The organism is Bradyrhizobium erythrophlei, assembly GCF_900129505.1.
Taxonomy (GTDB): Bacteria; Pseudomonadota; Alphaproteobacteria; order Rhizobiales; family Xanthobacteraceae; genus Bradyrhizobium; species Bradyrhizobium erythrophlei_D.
The window spans coordinates 2,303,176-2,323,481 of record NZ_LT670818.1 but is presented as its reverse complement, the minus strand read 5'-3'; the positions used below and the strand labels follow the sequence as shown (position 1 = coordinate 2,323,481).

Here is a 20,306-nt window from a genome sequence, read left to right as displayed (position 1 = left end):
TATTGAGTATGCGAGCAAGTCGAACGCCGGTTTTCTGCAATTGCTCCTTCACAGCCCGCTCATTTGCATCAAGATATCTCGCGCTAATTGAGACGCCTCCGACATCCAAGTCGCGCGACGATCCGTGCATCACGCAGTATCCATGCAGAAGGCTCAGGAAGCGCGGCGGAAGTAGGACTGCGAGGCGCAAGTTTCGCGGTCCTGGCTTTTAGGTACAAGGCGTTGCCGAAGCGATATTCGGCTCTGGGCAAGCGCCCAACTGCGAAGCGGAGCAGCGCGCCGCGTTATCACCGGCTCTTGAGCGCCTGTAACGGCCTGCTCGGGGAGCCGAAACGCGGACTATATCTACTTGCCCACACGCCCTATCGATCCGTCACGTCAATTTGCAGCAACGCAGTACTTCGGTCGCTTTCGGAGCGTGGCGGACAATGACTAGGGTCAGCGCAGACCTTCGATTTTGCCCTAACCTCAAAACGGCCGCGGCGCTCGGCCTCAGAATTTCCGACTCTGTTCTGGCCCGCGCAGATAAGGTGATCGAATGAGTGCACGATTTCCGCTAATGGCGCATATCCGAAGTGCCGCCTGTACTGAGTGATGTCCGCTTTCGGGGGTAACCCGGAAGACTTTTGCTCAGGCAGCGTGCCGCGTCTTACCACCAGCCGCGTTGCATCGGAAAAAAGGACTGGCCGCCGCGCGGACGCGGATTGCCGGTCTGGAAGTTCCGATTGGGCTGGAAAAAGGACCCGAAGCCGTCGTCCCAGAAATTGCCGCCTGCAACGGCGACATCAGCCGTCGGCCGGCGCGTCACAAAGCCGCCCTGGGGCTGGTTGTTCAGCACCGCGACGAACTCAGTGCGATAGTTGGTCTCGCTGCTCAACGGCTCGTCCGAGACGACGATCGAGGATCGCGGCACTGCGGTCGGCGCGATGCGATCGAGCACATCCTGCGGGATGGTGATGCGGTCGAGCGCGTCCTTGGCGTCGTCCCCGGTGTCGATCGTCACCGCGGTCCAGCGCAGGCCCGAATCGTTGCCCGCCACCGCCGTGAACACATGCGTGCCGATCCGCCTGTCGGGATCGCGGATCGTGACCGGAACCTCAATGGTCGCATCGAACACCTCGCCCCCGTCCGGCCAGGGCTTATGCGTGTTGCGCCGCACGTAAAGCTTCTGCGTCGCGCGGCTGATGTAGACCGAGACCGGCTCCAGCGCGAGCGTGGCCTCGCCTGCCGCTTTGGCGGTGTCGGCCTTCCTTCTGTTGGCCGCCCTGGCGGCGTCCTTTGCGGCGGCGGCGGCGTCGAGCTTCGGTTTCGCGTCGGCCCTGGCGGTGTCGAGCTGGGTCCCCAGATCCGCGGACTTGGCGGCGGCCTTTTGCTTGAGGTCCTCGGCGCGCGCCTTGGCCTCGTCCGTCCTGGCGGCGGCGAGCGCCTTCTCGGCGTAGGCGAGTTCGGCGTCGGCGCGGGTCTTGAGCCCCTCCAGCTTGCGCAGCGACGAAGTCAGCGACGCCGTCTCGCGCGGCGCTGTCGCGGCGGCTTTCTTCGCCTCGACGGCCGCCCCGGCAGCCTCGGCCGCTTCGCGGGCGAGCGCCTCGGCCCTGGCCGGCGCGGCCGCGATGGCTTCCCGGTTCGGCACCAACAGCGCCGGATGGGAGAACTCGACCGGCTCGGCGTTATCAGGCGAGATGATCACGCGCATCCCGATCCACGTCTTGTCGAACAGCTTCTCGGCAAAGCCATAGGGCATCCGCACGCAGCCGTGCGAGGCCGCATACCCGGGCAGCGGCCCGCCGTGCAGCGCGATGCCGTTCCAGGTAAGGCGCTGCATGTTCGGCATCCAGGCATCGTCATAGAGGCTCGAGTGGTGGTCCACGTCCTTCTCCAGGACGGCGAAGACGCCGGCTGGCGTCTCGCGTCCTGCGATGCCGGTCGATACCGGTGCGCGCAGGATCCAGCCGTCGGCGTCGTAGAAAGTGACTTGCTGGCTCTTGATCGACACAATCGCCATGATCGGCTCGCCTGCCTCGCGCGGCGCCGTCGCCTCGATGGGTGGCGCGGGGCGCGCCTGTCTCGCCGCGGCGTCAGCGGTCAGCGCCGTCAGTGCGGCCATCGCCGCGACCGTCACAATGACTGGAGGCCTCCAACGCCGCATCGCCCCGGTGGATTGCGCCGTCGTCAATCGATTTGCCATGCCACGCCCCGGTTGAAATGCCTGCCCGCGCCTGCGTCGATCACGTGTCGAAACGCGATTATCGGATTAGCTAACCGCCGCCACCATGCACGCCGCCAATTCGCTCCCGGGGAGTATCGGCACGTCCCGCTGGCAAATCTCTCATATACGACAGCCGGAGCAGGAGGAAGGGTGGCTCGCATGTGTGTGCTCACCCTTTGTGGTGATCGCAGCCCATCGAGCGGGCGTTCGCAGGCCTGCCGCCTGCCGTTGCACACAGGCAACACTTCCGGGAAAAGCACACGACCTGCCCGTTTGCGCCATTGCGCGACCATAACCTTGTCCGAACAATCAGCGCCGTCCGCATGCTTGCTGTGCAATCCGGTCCGATGCCGCCTTTGGAGGCTGGGATGATGAACCCGCGGCGACTTTCGACAGTGCCGGCGCCTTTGTTGCGATCGGTCATTCTCGCGACCGGGGTTGTCGGCTTGCTCGCTGCCCTCGGGCCTGCAGGAATCCAGAACACCGGCGCGGCGTCACACACGGACATCAGCGCTCCCTCTCTCTCCACCGAACAGGAACTCGCGGGGGCACCGCAGCCAAGCTCGATGCTCAATGACAATCTCGGTCAAACCGATGTAGCGACGGCCGAGCTATCGCTTGCGGAAGCGGTCGCCGACGCATCAATCACCGGGAACAACCCGGAGCCGGTTGTCGAGGCGGCCTCGACCAATTTGCCGGATGTGCCGCCAACCGAACCAGCGCCTGTGCAAGTCGCAATGGCGAATCCGTCGGATCTCGAACCGGGCGACGCCGGCAAGGCCGTGAGCTCCAACGAAGCCGCGAGTTCCATCGAAATCGTCGACGAGTGCCTGGTCGTGGACATCTGTGTCGATCGATATCTGTGGGCGCTTTATCAACGGACGCCCAAGGAGGACACCATCAAGGAGCTTGAACGGAGGAACGTCACCGTCAAGCGGAAAAGGAAGATGGTGACTGTCGCCAGAACCTTCACCAAGCTCGTCGATGAAGATTTTGGGTGGAAGGATCCGAAGGCGGCGGAACGAGCCGGCATGTCGATGATGGACTACGTGATCGGAGGCATGGATCGGAGCTTCAAGCTAAGACTGTTTCATACGCTTCACGCGGCGGAGGCGGCGGGCTTTTCGCCGGGCATCACCAGCGCGTTCCGTGATGACTACCGCCAGTCGATCGCAAGCGGCCTCAAGGCGGCGAGCAACAGGTCGTATCATGGCGGGAGCTCCCATGGTGGCTATGGGCATGGGCTTGCGGCCGATATCGTGAGTGTCCAGGGCGAAACTCGCGACCAGCGATGGGCTTCCTCCGAAAAGCTCTGGAAGTGGGTCGATGCGCATGGGAAGGAGTTCGGAATCGGGCGCCCATATCTCGACAGGGACCCGCCGCATGTCGCACCGGTCGACGGCCAGGAATATGCCGCGCACAACCGCGGCTCCAAACACGCGGGATCGGACGTGAAGAAGGTGAAGCGCGTGGCCATACGGGACGATCGGAGTCAAGCGAAGCGCCCGAGAGCTGCAGCAGCCTCAAAGATGAGAACGAGCTGAACGCCCCGGTTCCGATATGAGGCTCGCAAAATAAAGGAAGCCGTGACTTCCGCTGTTGGCACCTTTCGACCCGCCGACCGTTTTGACTAACGTCGGCTATCAGGGGACCCAACGCTGATCTATCTGCCGCCGCGCTGGGCATCGGATCCGGGCCGTCGGCGTGGAGAGCGTGTTCCCCGATTTTGGCGGAAGGGCGGTTCGATGCTCGGCAATGGCTCCCTGGCGGCGGTGAGAATCCAGCTTCGGAATGCCTCGATGGCGGGATCACGCAGGCGATCATCCCTGATGACGAGTTGATAGTCGTCGGCCCGCAATTCGGGAGCCGCGATCGGGCAAACCAGACGACCGGCCGCGATGTCCGCCTCAATCAGGTGCAGCGATCCCAGGGCGATGCCCAGGCCATCGACGGCCGCCTGCAGGTGAAGGTAGACGTGATCCAGCTCGAGGTGCCGGATCGGCGCCAGGCCCGAGACGCCCGCCGCCGAGAACCATTGCGGCCACGCGGCGCGGGTCGTTGTGGAATGCAACAGAACGTGCCGTCGCAAGTCGTGCGCGGTTTCCACCGGACGGTCACGCAAGATTCTCGGGCTGCACACCGGAAGCCGTCGGTCCGGCATCAGCGTCTCGCAGTGAATTCCGGATCCGTGCTCCACGCCCGAGCGTATGCCGATGTCGAAAGCGGTGCCGACATAACGGAGCTTGCGCGACGTGGTTGAAATTTTCACCTCGACGCTCGAATACGATTCCTGGAATCTCGAGAGCCGCGGCAGCAGCCAGCGCAGGGCGAAACTCGACAACGCGTTGACGCGAACGATGCCGGACACGCGGCGCGCGGATCGAGGTTCTCGAAGTCTGCTTGTTGCCGACGTCAGGCGCGAGAGTGCCGCGCCGACATCTGTCAGGAGGTCCGCGCCATGGTCCGTCAGCGCGACGCCGCGGGCGCGTCGCTCGAACAGCGGGACGCCGAGCCAGTCTTCCAGATGCCTTATCTGCTTGCCGATCGCCCAATGGGTGACGTGCAAATCTTTCGCTGCTTCAACAAAGCTACCGCGCCGGGCCGCGGCCTCGAAGGCTCTGATCGCATTGAGGGGTGGCAGTTCATTTTCGCCCATGCGTGAGTTTTCCTCCCATCTAACGGGAAAATAGCTCAGTTGAAGGCTCCCGGCTAGTGAGCTAAGCCAGCTGAAAAAATGGAAATGGCCGCAGGCTTGGATCCATCCTGGGAGGATTTTTCTCGGCTTGGGGCAAGACAGCGAATCGGATGGCTAATGACGGCGCTGGACGCAAACGGCAGAAAGGCGGCTGCCCGGACTGTGGCGCGCGGAAGGACGCTCTGGACCGCCTGTGCGGCGCACGCGCTGCATGACGGCTACACCGATTTGATCTATCTGCTGTTGCCGGTCTGGCAGGCCGAGTTTGGGCTCGGCTACGGTGCGCTGGCGTTCTTGCGCGGACTTGCCGCCGCCACCATGGCGGGACTGCAGGTGCCGGCCGGACGGGCAGCGGAGCGTCTTGGTGGGCGCACCACGCTCGCCCTCGGCACGGTGCTGGCGGCGATTGGCTACCTGCTTGCGGGCTATTCGGCCGGATTGGCTGGATTATGCGTAGCACTCGTGGTGACCGGATGCGGATTGAGTACGCAACACCCCATCGCCTCGGCCGCGGTTTCGCGCGCCTATCAAGACGACGCACGCGGTCCCCTCGGCACTTACAATTTCGCTGGCGATGTCGGCAAGGCCGCCATTCCGGGCGGCGCGTCTCTTTTATTGGTCATGATGTCCTGGCACCAAATGGTGTGGTTTCTCGCCGCGCTCGGCGCGGTCGTGGCGGTGGCCGTGGCGGTCTTTTTTCCGGCCAACCTGCGGCCGGTTTCCCTGGGCAAAAAAGCCGAAGGCCGCGCCTCCGGCGCGCATGGCGGATTCCCGTTACTGCTGGCCATCGGAATCCTCGACTCCAGCGTGCGCATGGGATTTCTGACGTTCCTGCCGTTCTTGCTGAAGGAGCAGGGCGCATCCTTATCGACGATCGGATCGGCGCTTGCTCTGGTGTTTATTGGCGGTGCTGCCGGGAAGTTTGCGTGCGGCTGGCTGGGGGCACGGTTCGGCGTCCTCGCGACGGTGCTTGTGACCGAGGCCGGAACGGCCGCCGCAATCCTTTCCGTCCTGGTGTTGCCGCTCGTCCCGGTGCTGGCGCTCCTGCCCGTCGTCGGCCTCATGCTCAACGGCACCTCCTCGGTTCTCTACGGCACCGTTCCGGAACTGGCGCCCTCCGGTCGCACGGATCGGGCGTTCGCAATCTTCTATACCGGCACGATCGGGGCCGGCGCGATTGCGCCGATTCTGTTCGGGATATTGGGCGATGCGGTAGGGTCGCACGGCGCCATGATGGCGACGGCAATCACGGCCGCTGCAATCTTGCCGCTCGCGATCGCCTTGTCGCCGCGGCTCGCAGCCAAAGCATCGGCTCACGCCCCGGTTACACCGGCGGACTGACGACCGCCTCGCCGCGCCCGAGCTTTCGCTCGCGCAGGAAAATGTAGAGCCCGGAAGCGATGATGATGGCAGCGCCCGCGATCGTCGCCATCTGCGGCACGTCGCCAAAGACGAAATATCCGAACATCACCGCCCAGACGATCATCGAATATTGATACGGCACCACCACGCTGGCAGGCGCGAGCTTCAGCGAGCGGTTGACACACAACAGCGCGCTCACCGAGATGCATCCGGCGGCGGCAAACAGGCCGAGGCTGCCGAGGCCGGGCGTGACCCAGCCGAACGGCGACATCAGCGCGCCGAGCGCGAACGTGCCGATGAATTGCGACGAGGCCAGCACGATATCCGGCGTCGCCCGCAGCGAGCGGGTGATCAGCATCAGCACCGCGAACGACAGGCTGCCGCTGAGCGCGATCATCGCGGGCCAGCTGATGGTCTGCGCCGACGGGCGCAGCGCGATCAGCACGCCGCCAAACCCGATCAGGATCGCGCTCCAGCGCCGCCAGCCGACATGCTCGCGGAGCACGATCGCCGACAGCGCGGTGACGAAGATCGGACACGCCAGATAATAGGTCACGACGTCCGCGAGCGGCAGATAGACGGTCGCCAGGAAGAACGCCGCGACTTCCATGGTGGAGAGCATCACCCGGAACAATTGCAGCCACGGACGTTCGAGGCGCAAGAACTCCCCGCGGTGCCGCCAGATCATCGGCAACAGCACGATCAGCGCGGCGCAGGCGCGAAGCCACAGCAATTGTCCAACCGAATAGGTCGCGACCAGGAACTTGCCGAGCGCATCGCCGAACGAGAACATGAAGATCGACAACAGCATCAGCCCGATGCCGGCGAGGCGCGCGGAACGCTCGTCGGTGACGGCGGGGATTTTGGAAAGTGGATTCATCCTGAATTGCGATCCCAGTTCTCCGTCATGGCCGGGCATAGCCGTCCGAAAGGACGGCGTCGCTTTCGCTCGCCTATGCCCGGCCATCCACGTCTTTGGTGCCGCGTCGTTTTAAAGACGTGGATGCCCGGGACAAGCCCGGGCACGACGAATTGACCGGAATCGATTGCGGCACTCATACCGCTGCGATACCGATGGAACATCAGTCCTGGAACATTCGTCCGTCCGCGCGAGAACCCAGCCATGACCGAGTTCGATCCCGTGAGCCACCGCATGGTGCCGGAGCAACGCTGGTTCGAGGATTTTACGCTCGGCGAGCGTTTTGTCATTCCCAGCCGCACCATGACCCCGGCGGTGTTCGCCGCGTTTCAGGCCGCGAGCGGCGATACCCATCCGGTGCATTACGACGTCGAATATTGCCGCGCCCGCGGCATGCCAAACCTGCTCGCCCATGGTTTCCAGACCCTGGTCCACACGGCGCCGGGAGCCGGCCTGTTTCCCTACATGGTGGAGGAATCGCTGGTCGGCTTTCTCGAACAGTCGAGCCGGTTTCTCAAACCCGTGTTCGCCGACGACACGATCTATCCTGCGCTCGAAGTGACGGAGCTTAAGCCCGGCCGCACCACCGGCGTGGTGACCCTGCGCTCCACGGTGTTCAACCAGCGCCGCGAGCTGGTGCTGGAGGGCATGCAGAAGTTCCTGATCCGCCGCCGGCCGGCGAAGGCGAAATAGGCCGCAGCCTCAATCGATCACGTCGTCCGCGGTGGCCAGCACCGTCGGCGGAATCTCGATGCCGAGCGCGCGGGCCGTCTTGCGATTGATCACGAATTCGAATTTGGTCGCCTGCTGCACCGGAAGATCGGCCGGCTTCGCGCCCTTCAGGACGCGGGCGACATAATTGCCGGTGAGCTCCATCAGATCCAGATAATCCGATCCGTAGCTGGCAAGGCCGCCGGCATCGACATAGTCGCGGACATCGAACATCGTCGACAACCCGCCGCGCAGCGCCAGATCCGCGATGCGGGCGCGATGAATGTAGAAAAACCCCTCGGGGCCGAACACCATGACGTTGCCGGGCGATTTCGGGATGCCGGCGAAGGCCGCATCGATCTGATCGGCGGTATCGGCATTGAGGACATCGACCGTGATGTCGAGGCTCGCGGCCGCGCCCAGCAAATCCCTGACAAAGGGCGCGGCGAGTTCGGAAGTCGGCTTGACCAGCGCAAAATAGCGCGCCGCCTTCGGCACCAATTCGCGAAGCAGCCCGAGCCGCTTGGCGGCGAGCTCGGCGTTCAGCGAGGTGATCCCGGTGACGTTGCCGCCCGGCCGGCGCAGGCTCGTGACAAGACCGAGCGCCACCGGGTCGGTGCCGGAGGAGAACACGACCGGAATGGTCGTCGTCGCCGCGCTGGCGACCACCGCCGCCGCCGTGCTGCCGGGCGTCGTGATCACGCTCACCCGCCGGCGGACCAGATCGGCGGCCATCGCCGGCAGATCGTCATTCCTGCCCGAGGCCCAGCGATATTCGATCGTGACATTCTGGCCCTCGACGAAGCCCGCATCGGCCAGCCCCTTCTGAAATGACGCCAGGCGTTTGGCGTTCTCTTCCCGGGAGCCCGCGTGCAGCAATCCGATCACTGGCAGATCCTGCTGCGCACGCGCCGCGAGCGGCCAAAGCGTCGCTGAAGCCGCCGCGCCGCCAACGAGCCCGATGAAGCGGCGGCGTCTCATGAGGATTTCCCGATCTCGCTGGTTAACGTCCCCCGCGGAAACCATACCACATAAGCCGGATCGTCATCGACGCCCCAATAAAGCCCTAAAATATTGAGCTTTCTCGATATTTACCAAGCTCGTGGGTTGCCGCACCGGCCCCTCTGCCTTACCTATAGCCCATGAAATTCCTGGATGAAGCAAAGGTCTATATCCGCTCCGGCGACGGCGGCAACGGCTGCGTGGCGTTTCGCCGCGAGAAGTATATCGAGTTTGGCGGACCCTCCGGCGGCAATGGCGGCCGCGGCGGCGATGTCGTCATCGAGGTGGTCGACGGACTGAACACGCTGATCGATTACCGCTATCAGCAGCACTTCAAGGCCCAGAAGGGCACCAACGGCATGGGCAAGGACCGCCACGGCGCCAACGGCAAGCCGATCGTCCTCAAGGTTCCCGTGGGAACGCAGGTGTTCGACGAGGACCGCGAGACGCTGATCCACGACTTCACCACGCTGGGGGAAAAATTCGTGCTGGCCGAAGGCGGCAATGGCGGGTTCGGCAACGCGCATTTCAAGACCTCCACCAATCGCGCGCCGCGCAACGCCAATCCGGGACAGGAGGGCGAGGAGCGCTGGATCTGGCTGCGGCTGAAATTGATCGCGGACGCGGGCCTGGTCGGCCTGCCCAATGCTGGCAAGTCGACGTTCCTGTCCAAGGTCAGCGCGGCGAAACCGAAGATCGCCGACTATCCCTTCACCACGCTGCACCCGCAACTCGGTGTGGTGAATTCCGATGGCCGCGAATTCGTGCTGGCGGACATTCCGGGGCTGATCGAAGGCGCGCATGAAGGCGCGGGCCTCGGCGCTCGCTTTCTCGGCCATGTCGAGCGCTGCCGTGTCCTGCTGCACCTGGTGGACGCGACCTGCGAACACGCGGGCAAGGCCTACAAGACGGTGCGGACCGAACTCGAAGCCTATGAGGGACAGCTCGCCGACAAGATCGAGATCGTGGCGCTGAACAAGATCGACGCCGTGACGGGCGACGAGTTGAAGAAGCAGAAGGACCGGCTGAAGCGCGCCGCCAAAAAGACGCCGTTGCTGATGTCGGGTGCAACCGGCGAAGGCGTGAAAGAGGCGTTGCGCGCACTGGTCGCGGTGATCGGCGAAGCCCCGGTATCGGCCAAGGCCAAGGGCGTGGCGCAGGCCGAGCCGTGGGCATCCGAGGCTCGGGCGCCCTCGACCACACCGCAGGGCTGACTTTTTTTAGCCCTCCGCGCCACTTCCAAATCATCGAAGTGGCGCGTATTGCTCTCGCCACCCACGCCGCATTGTCCGACAGCACCATGGCCCGCCCGACTTTAAAAAAATTCCGCCGCATCGTCGTCAAGGTCGGCTCTTCGCTGCTGGTCGATTCCGACGCAGGCGAGGTGCGGGCGGCCTGGCTCACCGCGCTCGCCGCCGATCTGGCCAAACTGCACGGCGAAGGGCGCGAACTCCTGATCGTATCGTCGGGCTCGATCGCGCTTGGCCGCAGCCGCCTGAAACTGCCGCGCGGCACATTGAAACTTGAGGAGAGCCAGGCCGCCGCCGCGGTGGGGCAAATCGCGCTGGCGCGAACCTGGTCCGAAGTGCTGGGCCATCACGGCATCGGCGCCGGCCAGATCCTGGTGACCTTGCAGGACACCGAGGAACGCCGCCGCTATCTCAACGCGCGCTCGACCATCGGCAAACTGCTGGAATGGCGCGCGGTGCCCGTCATCAACGAGAACGACACCGTCGCCACCAATGAAATCCGCTACGGCGACAACGATCGCCTCGCCGCCCGTGTCGCCACCATGGCAAGCGCGGACTTGCTGATCCTGCTGTCGGATATCGACGGCCTCTATACGGCGCCGCCGGGCAGCAATCCCAACGCAAAACTGATCCCCGTGGTGGAGAGCGTCACTTCCGAGATCGAGGCGATGGCGGGTGCCGCAGAATCCGAACTGTCGCGCGGCGGCATGCATACCAAGATCGAGGCGGCGAAGATCGCAACCACCGCCGGCACTCATATGCTGATCGCGTCCGGCAAGATCGAGCATCCGTTGCAGGCGATCGCCGACGGCGGCCGCTGCACCTGGTTTCTGACGCCCGCGACCCCCGTCACCGCGCGAAAACGCTGGATCGCGGGATCGCTGGAGCCGAAGGGCACGCTGACCATCGACGCCGGCGCGGTGAGCGCGCTGCGCGCGGGCAAGAGCCTGCTGCCGGCGGGCGTGATCCGGGTCGACGGACAGTTCGCGCGCGGCGACGCGGTGGTGGTGCGCGGCCCCGACACCCATGAAATCGGCCGCGGGCTCGTCGCCTATGACGCGGAGGATGCCGAGAAAATCAGGGGCCGCTCCTCCCCCGACGTCATGGCCATCCTCGGGGTCAGCGGGCGCGCCGAAATGATCCACCGCGACGATCTCGTGGTCGGCCCGAGCGGTGCGTTTTCGCAGAGCTAGGCCAATGGCCTAGCTGGGCACAGGCCCAAAAAGCCTGCCGCCGCCTGCCAGCCATGCCCCGCCGGCCTTCGCAAAATGGCGATTTCCGTGCTAGGACATTGCCTTAACCAAGGTTGAAACCGATATGTCCGCGCCGCTCAAAGCCATCGACGGAAGCGCCGATTTGCCGGCTCTGATGACCGAGCTCGCTGGCCGCGCCCGCGCCGCCGCGCGGGTGCTGGCGCTTGCCTCCCCCGATCAGAAGAACGAGGCGCTAACAGCGATGGAGCGCGCCATTCGCGCCAACGCGCCCCTTATCCTCGCAGCCAATGCCGAGGACGTCGCCGAAGTGCGCGCCGGCGGCGCGAGCGCCGCTTTCATCGACCGGCTGACGCTGACGCAGGCGCGCATCGACGCAATGGCCGGCGGCATCGCCACCGTGCGCGAGATAGCGGATCCGATCGGCGTCGTCACCGAAAGCTGGCAGCGGCCGAACGGCATGGTGATCGAACGGGTGCGCGTGCCGCTCGGCGTCGTCGCGGTGATTTTCGAAAGTCGTCCCAACGTTGCCGCCGACGCCGGCGTGTTGTGCCTGAAATCCGGCAATGCCGTGATCCTGCGCGGCGGCTCCGACTCCTTCCGCTCCTGCCGCGCGATCCACGACTGTCTGGTGCAGGGCTTGCGCGAGGCTGGCTTGCCGGAGGCATCCATTACGCTGGTGCCGACCCGCGACCGCGCCGCGGTCGGCCTGTTGCTGACCGGCCTGAACGGCGGCGTCGACGTGATCGTGCCGCGCGGCGGCAAGAGCCTGGTCGCCCGCGTCGAAGCCGAAGCGCGCGTACCGGTGTTCGCGCACCTGGAAGGCGTCAACCACGTCTATGTCGATTCCGCCGCCAATCTCGAAATGGCGAAGTCGATCGTGCTGAATGCCAAGATGCGCCGACCCGGCGTCTGCGGCGCGGCCGAAACCCTGCTGGTCGATCGCGCCGGCGCAGCCGCGACGCTGAAGCCGCTGGTCGAGATGCTGATCGACGCCGGCTGCGAGGTGCGCGGCGACGCCGCCGTGCAGAAAGTCGACGTCAGGGTGAAGCCGGCGACCGAGGAAGACTGGGACACCGAATATGAGGACGCGATCATCGCAGCAAAAGTCGTCGACGGCGTCGACGAGGCGATCGCGCATATTCACAACCACGGATCGCACCACACCGACGCGATCGTGACCGAGGACGAAGCCACCGCCCGCCGGTTCCTCGACGAGGTCGATTCGGCAATCGTGCTGCATAACGCATCGACCCAATTCGCCGATGGCGGCGAATTTGGCTTCGGCGCGGAAATCGGCATTGCCACCGGGAAATTCCACGCGCGCGGCCCGGTCGGCGCCGAGCAACTGACCAGCTTCAAGTACCGCGTCCATGGCACCGGGCAGACGCGGCCGTGAACGCCAAAGCGTTTTCAAACAAGCCGTTTTCAAGCAAAGCGTTTTCAAGCGTGGCGGACGCCGGTTGGCGCAAGGAAGACGCGTCAAACAAGGACGCGTCAAACATGAATGCACTGCGCCCGCGGTGGCTCATTTGAAGCAAGCCTCGGTCGCGTCTCTCGCTCAGGCCATCCCGCTTCACACCGACGGCATGCGCATCGGGCTGCTCGGCGGCTCGTTCAATCCGCCGCATGACGCGCATCGCGCGATCAGCCTGTTCGCGATCAAGCGGCTGAAGCTCGACCGCGTTTGGTGGCTCATTACCCCGGGCAATCCGCTCAAGGAACAAGGCGCCTTGCGCGATCTCGAACAACGCGCCGAGGCCGCGCGCAAAATGGCCGGCGATCCGCGCATCGACATCAGCTGTCTCGAATCCGTCATCGGAACCCGCTACACTGTTGACACCATAACTTATCTGCGCCGCCGCGTTCCCGGGCTGCGCCTGGTCTGGATCATGGGCGCTGACAATCTCGCGCAATTTCATCGATGGCAAAACTGGCGGCGCATCGCGTCCGAAGTGCCGATCGCGGTGATCGACCGTCCGCCGCAAAGTTTTCGCGCGCTTGCCGCGCCCGCGGCGCAAGCGCTCGCCCGCTACCGTCTGCGCGAAAATCAGGCGGGCAGCCTCGCCGATCTCCGTGCGCCGGCCTGGGTGTTTCTCACCGGCCTGAAACTCAATCTGTCGTCGACCGGCATGCGGAACCCGGACGGCAGCTGGAAGACAAAGTGACGGGACCGCATCACTAGAATATTGAAACCGTTAACACCACATGCGTAGTATAGCCTGTGGGCTCCGAGATTCGGCGCCCGCGATACAGTGAAAGGAATGGTCCCTGGCCACATCTGTATTGTCCAAGTCTGTTTTACCCAAGGTTCCCAAGAAACCGGCCCCCAAAACCGCGCGTAAAACATCGACACAAGCTGCGGCCTTGAAGGCGCAACCCGACGCCGACAAGACGCTGAATATGATCCTCTCCCGCCTCGACGACATGAAGGCGGAAGAAACGGTCACCATCGACCTTCGCGGCAAATCTGCATATTCCGACTACATGATCGTCACCTCGGGCCGGGCCAACCGTCACGTCGGCGCGATCGCGGAAAATGTTGCCAAAGCCTTGAAGGAAACCGGAATCAAGAACCTCCACGTCGAGGGCCTGCCCAATTGCGACTGGGTCTTGATCGATTCCGGCGACGTGATCGTGCACGTATTCAGACCCGAGGTCCGTGAATTCTACAATCTCGAGAGATTGTGGACGCAGGTTCCGACGGCGGCGAAGGCGATCTGACCGACGAGCCGATGCGAATCGGCATGAGCGCATGCTAGCTTGCGCTCATGCGCCTCGTTGTCATCTCAATCGGCCGGCTAAAGCAGGGCCCTGAGCGGGAGCTGTCCGAGCGCTACCGCGAACGGTTCGACGACCTCGGCCGCAAGCTCGGTTTTCGCGGCCTCGATATTCATGAAATTCCCGAAAGCCGCGCGCGCGACGCCTCGACCCGGATGACCGAGGAGGCGGCGGCCATTTCGGCCGCAACCCCGCAAAAATCCGTGCTGGTGGCTCTGGACGAGCGCGGCGACAATCTCGACAGTGTCGGTTTTGCCCGGCATCTCGGCCGCTGGCGGGACGAACAGGTTGCCAACACTATTTTTGCAATCGGCGGCGCGGACGGACTTTCGCCCGATTTGCGGCGCAAGGCAAACTTGAGAATGGCGTTCGGCGCCGCAACCTGGCCGCACCAGATGGTTCGCGTCATGCTTCTGGAGCAGGTCTATCGGGCCGCGACCATTCTGGCGGGTCATCCCTATCACCGCGCGTAAGCCGCGCCAGCGTCTTCGTTGAAGAGAGCGCCGACCGACCTTGATGCAGCCAACGCGAACCAACCACGCCTACCCTGACACCATCGGCCGCGGCCGGTCCGCTTCCGGCCGTATTCCGCTGTCGATCGCGTTGTTGTCCGCGGGGTTTGCAAGTTTTAGCCTGTCGCCCGCTGCCGCGCAGACCGCGGCTTCGACGCCGCAGACGACGGCCGCTTCATCCGACGCCATCAAGCAGCGCGAGCAGGAACTGGAAGCGGCCCGTACGCAGCAAAAGAACGCGGCCGACGCCCAGGAGAAGCTGAAATCCGAAATTACCTCGATGGGCCAGGATCGCAGCAAGCTCAATCAGCAGCTGATCGACATCGCGGCCCAGGTACGCGGTGTCGAAACCCGGATCGGCGATGCCGAAGCACGGCTGCGACCGCTGGATTCCCGCGAGCAGCAGATCCGCAGTTCGCTCGATTCGCGCCGCTCCGAGATTGTCGAGGTGCTGGCCGCCCTGCAGCGCGCCGGTCGGCGCACGCCACCGGCCTTGCTGGTCAGGCCGGAAGACGCGTTGCAATCGCTTCGCACCGCCATGCTGCTCGGCGCCGTGGTACCTGAACTGCGGTCCCGTGCGGAGAAACTGACGGGTGATCTGACCGAGCTGGTATCGCTGCGCAAGACCATCGCGACCGAGCGGGACCGGCTCGCGGCCGACCGCGACAAGCTCAGGGACGACCAGACCCGGCTCGCCGCCCTTGTCGACGAGCGCCAGCGCCAGCAGAGTTCGATCGAAAAAGACATGGAAACGGAAGGCGCGCGCGCCATCACGCTGTCCCGGCAGGTCGACAGCCTCCAGGGCCTGATCGCCAAGATGGAGCAGGACCTGAAGAGCGCCGCGAAGGCGGCTGAAACCGCCAGCCTGCAGGGCGCGCCCGCCGCCCTCAACGGCAAGCCGAATCTGGGGGCGCTGAAGGACCCTGCCCGGCTGAGCCCGGCCATTGCTTTCGCCTCCGCCAGGGGTTTATTCGCGCTGCCGGTTAATGGCGTCAAGATTCGCGATTTTGGCGGTTCCGACGGGGCGGGTGGCGTCGAAAAGGGCATTTCTTTGGCAACCCGGCCGGGAGCTCAGGTCACAACACCGTGTGACGGCTGGGTTGTTTACGCCGGTCCCTTCCGCAGCTACGGACAACTCTTGATCCTCAATGCCGGTGGCGGGTATCATGTGTTGATCGCCGGGATGGAGCGCATTTCGGTCAACATCGGCCAGTTTGTACTTACGGGGGAGCCGGTCGCGATCATGGGGACGGTGTCCCGGGTCGCATCCATTCTCGCGACTAATGCGAGCCAGCCCGTGCTCTATGTCGAGTTCCGTAAGGACGGCACTCCAATCGATCCAGGCCCATGGTGGGCCGCAAATGAAGGCGAAAAGGTTCGCGGATGATGCGCAAGACTTCAGTAATTCTCCTTAGCGCCGCCACCGGCGCGGCTCTGACGCTGTTCGTGACCCAACCTCGCTCCATGCTGATGGGATCGAGCGCGCGCGCCGCGACCTCGGACACCTATCGCCAGCTCAATCTGTTCGGCGATGTGTTCGAGCGGGTTCGCAGCGACTACGTCGAGAAGCCCGACGACTCCAAGCTGGTCGAATCAGCCATCAGCGGCATGCTGTCCGGCCTCGATCCGCATTCGAGCTATATGGACGCCAAGAGCTTCCGCGACATGCAGGTGCAGACCCGCGGCGAATTCGGCGGCCTCGGCATCGAAGTCACGATGGAAGACGGCCTGATCAAGGTGGTTTCGCCGATCGACGATACCCCGGCGTCGAAGGCCGGCATCATGGCCAACGACATCATCACCAATCTCGACGACGAAGCCGTGCAGGGCCTCACCCTCAATCAGGCCGTCGAGAAAATGCGCGGGCCGGTCAATACCAAGATCAAGCTGAAGATCATGCGCAAGGGCCAGGACAACCCGATCGACGTGACGCTGGTGCGCGACAATATCCGCGTCCGCTCGGTGCGCGCGCATGTCGAGGCCGACGATATCGGCTATATCCGCATCACCACCTTCAACGAGCAGACCACCGAGGGCCTGAAGAAGGAAGTCGCCAACCTGCAGAACCAGATCGGCGACAAGCTGAAGGGTTTTGTGATCGACCTCCGCAACAATCCCGGCGGTCTGCTGGAAGAAGCGGTCACGGTTTCCGACAGCTTCCTCGAGCGCGGCGAGATCGTTTCCACCCGCGGCCGCAACGCCGAGGAAACCCAGCGCCGCACCGCGCATCCGGGCGATCTGACCAAGGGCAAGCCGGTGATCGTTCTGATCAATGGCGGCTCGGCATCGGCCTCCGAAATCGTCGCCGGTGCGCTGCAGGACCACAAGCGGGCGACGCTGGTCGGCACGCGCTCGTTCGGCAAGGGTTCGGTGCAGACCATCATCCCGCTCGGAAGCGGCAACGGTGCGCTGCGCCTGACCACCGCGCGCTACTTCACCCCGTCGGGCAAATCGATCCAGGCCAAGGGCATCGTTCCCGATATCGAGGTGGTGCAGGACGTGCCGGACGAACTGAAGTCGCGCACCGACACCAAGGGTGAAGCCTCGCTGCGCGGGCATCTGAAGAACGACGGCGACGAAAAGACCGGCTCGCAATCCTACGTGCCGCCGGACGCCAAGGACGACAAGGCGCTGAAGATGGCGGACGACCTGCTGCACGGCATCAAGGTCAACGCGACCGCGCCGACCACGGCTGACAGGACCGCGACCGACAAGCCTGCCAACAAGTCGGCCAACTGATTCAGGGCTGCGGCTCACCTGCATCTACCGCCAAGGGCGGCCCTCGGGCCGCCCTTTTTGCTGGATGATTTCCCGGAAGTTCGCCTGGGCCCCGAAATGCGCCTCTGTGCGGCCGCGGCGGCCGCGGATCTGCCTTGGCCGTGCCGCGCCGTGGTATCGTCGGCCCGTTGATTCGGGAAAGATCCATGGCAGAGACGGCCGACGATCTGAGCACGCCGCTTGGGCAGACGACACCGCGCCGGAAACGCCGCTACCGGCTGCCGTTTACCGGATTCCAGCTGCTGGCCGTATTGCTCGGCCTGTTCCTGGTTACCTTCGCGGGCTTCGCCCTCTTCAACGACAATCCACTGGGCGGCGAGCCGATCGTCCGCGTGGCGATCCGCCCGCCGACGCCCGCGGAAGAAAAACCTGCCGCGGAGCCCGCAGCCGCGCCGGAACACGGGGCCAAGGCCGCCTCCAGGCACGAGACCCCAGGCGAGCCGAAGACCGTCACCATCATCGACGGCTCCAGCGGCGCGCGCCACGACGTCCCGATTGGCGGCGGCGAAGCTGCGGAAAAGGCCGCAGCGGGGGAGCCTGCGGCCGCGCCCGCCATGATGGCCGGCATCGACGCCCGCCTGCTCGAAAAATCGCGCTACGGCATGATCCCGGTGGTGGCGGACGGCTTGAAACCCTTCACGGTCTACGCCGCCGAGGCCGACCGCGCAAAGGCAGCCAGGATGCCGACGGTTTCCATCGTGGTCGGCGGCCTCGGCGTCGGCGCCGCCAAGACCACTGACGCCATCATGAAACTGCCGCCCGCGGTGACGCTGGCGTTTACGCCCTATGGCTCCGATCCCGGCAAACTGGCCGAGCGGGCGCGCGCGCAGCGCCACGAGATCCTGCTGCAGGTGCCGATGGAGCCGTTCGACTATCCCGACAACGATCCGGGCCCGCAAACCCTGCTCACGACGCTTGGACCCGAGCAAAACCTCGACCGGCTGTACTGGCACCTCAGCCGGTTCCAGGGCTATGCCGGGATCGCCAATTTCATGGGCGCGCGCTTCGTCGCCGCCGATGCGGTGATGCAGCCGATTGTCCGCGAGGCCGCCAAGCGCGGGCTCGGCTATCTCGACGACGGCTCGGCGCCGCGCAGCGTCGCGGCCTCATTGGCGGCGGGCCAGTTGATGCCGTTCGCCAGGGCCGATATCTCGATCGACGCAGTGCCGACGGCGGCTGAGATCGACCGGGCGCTGGCAAAGCTGGAAGATCTGGCGAAAGACCGCGGAACCGCGGTCGGTATCGCCTCGGCGCTGCCAATCTCGATCGAGCGGATCGGCCTCTGGGCCAAGACGCTCGAAAGCCGCGGCATCATGCTTGTGCCATTGACAACCACGATGCTGAAATCAAAATCCAGCTAAATATCAACCGGCTGGCGACCCCGGCTCTTGGGCCTTGTGTCGGGCCGCCCCATATGACGCGGAGAGGCTCTGACGGAATGGCGCGCTACGAAGACCTGCCCTATCGAACATGCGTCGGCATGATGCTGATCAACCCGGCAGGGCTCGTCTTCATCGGACGTCGCGCCGGCGGCATCGAACATGTCGACGACTCCCACGTCTGGCAGATGCCGCAGGGCGGAGTCGATCCCGGCGAGGATACCTGGGAGGCCGCCAAGCGCGAACTCTATGAAGAGACCAGCGTCCGTTCGGTCGAGAAGCTCGGCGAGGTCACCGACTGGCTAATCTACGACATTCCCCGCACCGTCGCCGGACGCACCTGGAAGGGCCGCTATCGCGGGCAGCGGCAGAAATGGTACGCGGTCCGCTTCACCGGCAAAGATTCCGAAATCAACGTCGCCAGTCCCGGCGGCGGCCACAAGGCGGAATTCATCACCTGGCGCTGGGAGCCGATGAAGAATCTTCCCGAGCTGATCGTCCCGTTCAAGCGGCCGGTCTATGAGCGCGTGGTGAAGGAATTTTCCGGCCTCGCGGGCGGCTAGTGCGTTACGTCGTTCCGGGGCATGCGAAGCATGAACCCGGAACCTCGAGATTCCGGATCTGCGCTTCGCGCATTCCGGAATGACGACCGGAGACTCCATGACAGAAGGCAAACTCTACCGTCCCAATGTAGGGATCGCGCTGTTCAACGCGGCCGGTCATGTCCTGATCGGGCGGCGCTTCCGGGACGACGGGCCGGAGATCATTCTTCCCGGACTGGAATGGCAGATGCCGCAGGGCGGCATCGACGCAGGCGAAAATCCGCGCGACGCGGTGATGCGCGAACTCTGGGAAGAGACCGGCGTCACCAACGCCGACTATCTGTCGGAGACGGATTGGCTGACCTATGAGTTTCCGCCATTCGCCGGACCGCCGTCGCACCGACTCGCAAAATTCCGCGGCCAGCGCCAGAAATGGTTCGCGCTGCGCTTCACCGGCTCCGATGCCGAGATCGATCCGCTGACGCCGCGCAATGGCCAGCCGGCGGAGTTCGACCAATGGCGATGGGAGCGGCTCGACCGCGTCGCCGAACTCGTGGTGCCCTTCCGGCGCGAGGTGTATCGCACGGTGGCGCAACGGTTTGCGGCGTGTGCGGGATGAGCGAACTACAGCGCGTGATGCGGTAGTGTACGAACCGGTTTCTCTCCGGCGAACGCCAAGTGTTCGCTCGCAGCGTTTTAGTTCGGTTTTTGTCAATGCAAGCACCAACGCCGTCGCTGCCGTAGCGACAATGAAGCAAAGGCGCGGTCAAAGTCCTTAGGCAACGTACTCTATACTGCAGTCCGATGGGGGATAGCTCATCAGGGAACAAGAGAGCATTTAAGCGATTCACTTTCACAATCCTCCGACGCGGGCCACCAGCCGGGATGTTTGCTATTGCTTGGAAATGAAAATACGTCGCGACCGCTGCTGAAGCGAACACCGTCAAGCAAGAAGCAA

At 64.4% G+C, this 20,306-nt stretch carries 18 protein-coding genes; 14 read left to right on the top strand and 4 right to left on the bottom strand.

Translation table 11 applies throughout. The features are described 5' to 3' along the window. Positions 1-649: 649 nt before the first annotated feature. The gene (locus tag B5525_RS10985; RefSeq protein WP_079566024.1) at positions 650-2,185 is read right to left on the bottom strand and encodes a L,D-transpeptidase; all 1,536 of its coding nucleotides are present in this window, start codon (positions 2,183-2,185) and stop codon (positions 650-652) included. A 392-nt stretch (positions 2,186-2,577) separates the two neighbouring features. Here B5525_RS10985 and B5525_RS10980 point away from each other — a divergent pair, with 392 nt between their 5' ends. After that, positions 2,578-3,750: a D-alanyl-D-alanine carboxypeptidase family protein gene (locus tag B5525_RS10980; protein ID WP_079573208.1), complete on the top strand. Its 1,173-nt coding sequence runs from the start codon at positions 2,578-2,580 to the stop codon at positions 3,748-3,750. Positions 3,751-3,869: 119 nt separating this feature from the next. On the opposite strand, the gene gcvA is transcribed toward B5525_RS10980, so the two are convergent. Next, a complete protein-coding gene (gcvA, locus tag B5525_RS10975; RefSeq protein ID WP_079566023.1) occupies positions 3,870-4,862 on the bottom strand; it encodes a transcriptional regulator GcvA in 993 nt (330 codons plus the stop codon). A gap of 156 nt (positions 4,863-5,018) precedes the next feature. Here gcvA and B5525_RS10970 point away from each other — a divergent pair, with 156 nt between their 5' ends. Next, on the top strand, positions 5,019-6,242 hold the full coding sequence (locus B5525_RS10970) for an MFS transporter (RefSeq protein ID WP_079566022.1): 1,224 nt from the start codon (positions 5,019-5,021) through the stop codon (positions 6,240-6,242). Here B5525_RS10970 and B5525_RS10965 read toward each other — a convergent pair. Further along, positions 6,226-7,143: a DMT family transporter gene (locus B5525_RS10965; RefSeq protein WP_079566021.1), complete on the bottom strand. Its 918-nt coding sequence runs from the start codon at positions 7,141-7,143 to the stop codon at positions 6,226-6,228. The genes B5525_RS10970 and B5525_RS10965 overlap by 17 nt on opposite strands. A 243-nt stretch (positions 7,144-7,386) precedes the next feature. Between B5525_RS10965 and B5525_RS10960 the strand changes: the two genes are divergently transcribed. Further along, on the top strand, positions 7,387-7,875 hold the full coding sequence (locus B5525_RS10960) for a MaoC family dehydratase (RefSeq protein WP_079566020.1): 489 nt from the start codon (positions 7,387-7,389) through the stop codon (positions 7,873-7,875). A 9-nt stretch (positions 7,876-7,884) separates the two neighbouring features. Here the strand turns inward: B5525_RS10960 and B5525_RS10955 are convergent, their stop codons facing one another. Continuing rightward, positions 7,885-8,874, bottom strand: a complete 990-nt coding sequence (locus B5525_RS10955) for an ABC transporter substrate-binding protein (RefSeq protein WP_172899847.1) — start codon at positions 8,872-8,874, stop codon at positions 7,885-7,887. Positions 8,875-9,035: 161 nt separating this feature from the next. On the opposite strand from B5525_RS10955, the gene obgE reads away from it, so the two are divergent. The 11 genes from obgE (at position 9,036) to B5525_RS10900 (ending at position 19,967) form a co-directional block, all read left to right on the top strand. Then, positions 9,036-10,109, top strand: coding sequence for a GTPase ObgE (gene obgE / locus B5525_RS10950; protein ID WP_079566018.1), 1,074 nt, complete (start codon positions 9,036-9,038; stop codon positions 10,107-10,109). Between the two features lie 86 nt (positions 10,110-10,195). Then, entirely contained in the window at positions 10,196-11,338 is a 1,143-nt protein-coding gene (gene proB, locus B5525_RS10945) for a glutamate 5-kinase (protein ID WP_079573206.1), read from the top strand. Positions 11,339-11,462: 124 nt separating this feature from the next. Beyond that, positions 11,463-12,755, top strand: coding sequence for a glutamate-5-semialdehyde dehydrogenase (locus B5525_RS10940; RefSeq protein WP_079566017.1), 1,293 nt, complete (start codon positions 11,463-11,465; stop codon positions 12,753-12,755). 190 nt (positions 12,756-12,945) lie between these two features. Further along, complete coding sequence (locus B5525_RS10935; protein WP_244568022.1) at positions 12,946-13,524, top strand: nicotinate-nucleotide adenylyltransferase; 579 nt, start codon at positions 12,946-12,948, stop codon at positions 13,522-13,524. A gap of 199 nt (positions 13,525-13,723) precedes the next feature. Further along, a complete protein-coding gene (gene rsfS, locus B5525_RS10930; RefSeq protein ID WP_079566015.1) occupies positions 13,724-14,080 on the top strand; it encodes a ribosome silencing factor in 357 nt (118 codons plus the stop codon). 47 nt (positions 14,081-14,127) lie between these two features. Next, positions 14,128-14,610 (top strand): 23S rRNA (pseudouridine(1915)-N(3))-methyltransferase RlmH, encoded by a 483-nt coding sequence (rlmH, locus tag B5525_RS10925; RefSeq protein WP_079566014.1) that lies wholly within the window; start codon positions 14,128-14,130, stop codon positions 14,608-14,610. A gap of 43 nt (positions 14,611-14,653) precedes the next feature. Next, complete coding sequence (locus B5525_RS10920) at positions 14,654-16,036, top strand: murein hydrolase activator EnvC family protein (protein WP_079566013.1); 1,383 nt, start codon at positions 14,654-14,656, stop codon at positions 16,034-16,036. After that, complete coding sequence (locus tag B5525_RS10915) at positions 16,033-17,388, top strand: S41 family peptidase (protein ID WP_079566012.1); 1,356 nt, start codon at positions 16,033-16,035, stop codon at positions 17,386-17,388. Before B5525_RS10920 ends, B5525_RS10915 begins: the two co-directional genes overlap by 4 nt. Positions 17,389-17,573: 185 nt before the next feature. Further along, positions 17,574-18,788, top strand: a complete 1,215-nt coding sequence (locus tag B5525_RS10910) for a divergent polysaccharide deacetylase family protein (protein WP_079566011.1) — start codon at positions 17,574-17,576, stop codon at positions 18,786-18,788. 77 nt (positions 18,789-18,865) lie between these two features. After that, positions 18,866-19,369 carry an RNA pyrophosphohydrolase gene (locus B5525_RS10905; protein ID WP_079566010.1) on the top strand — a complete coding sequence of 168 codons (504 nt, stop codon included), beginning with the start codon at positions 18,866-18,868 and terminating at the stop codon, positions 19,367-19,369. Between the two features lie 97 nt (positions 19,370-19,466). Next, complete coding sequence (locus B5525_RS10900; RefSeq protein ID WP_079566009.1) at positions 19,467-19,967, top strand: RNA pyrophosphohydrolase; 501 nt, start codon at positions 19,467-19,469, stop codon at positions 19,965-19,967. Positions 19,968-20,306: the final 339 nt, after the last annotated feature.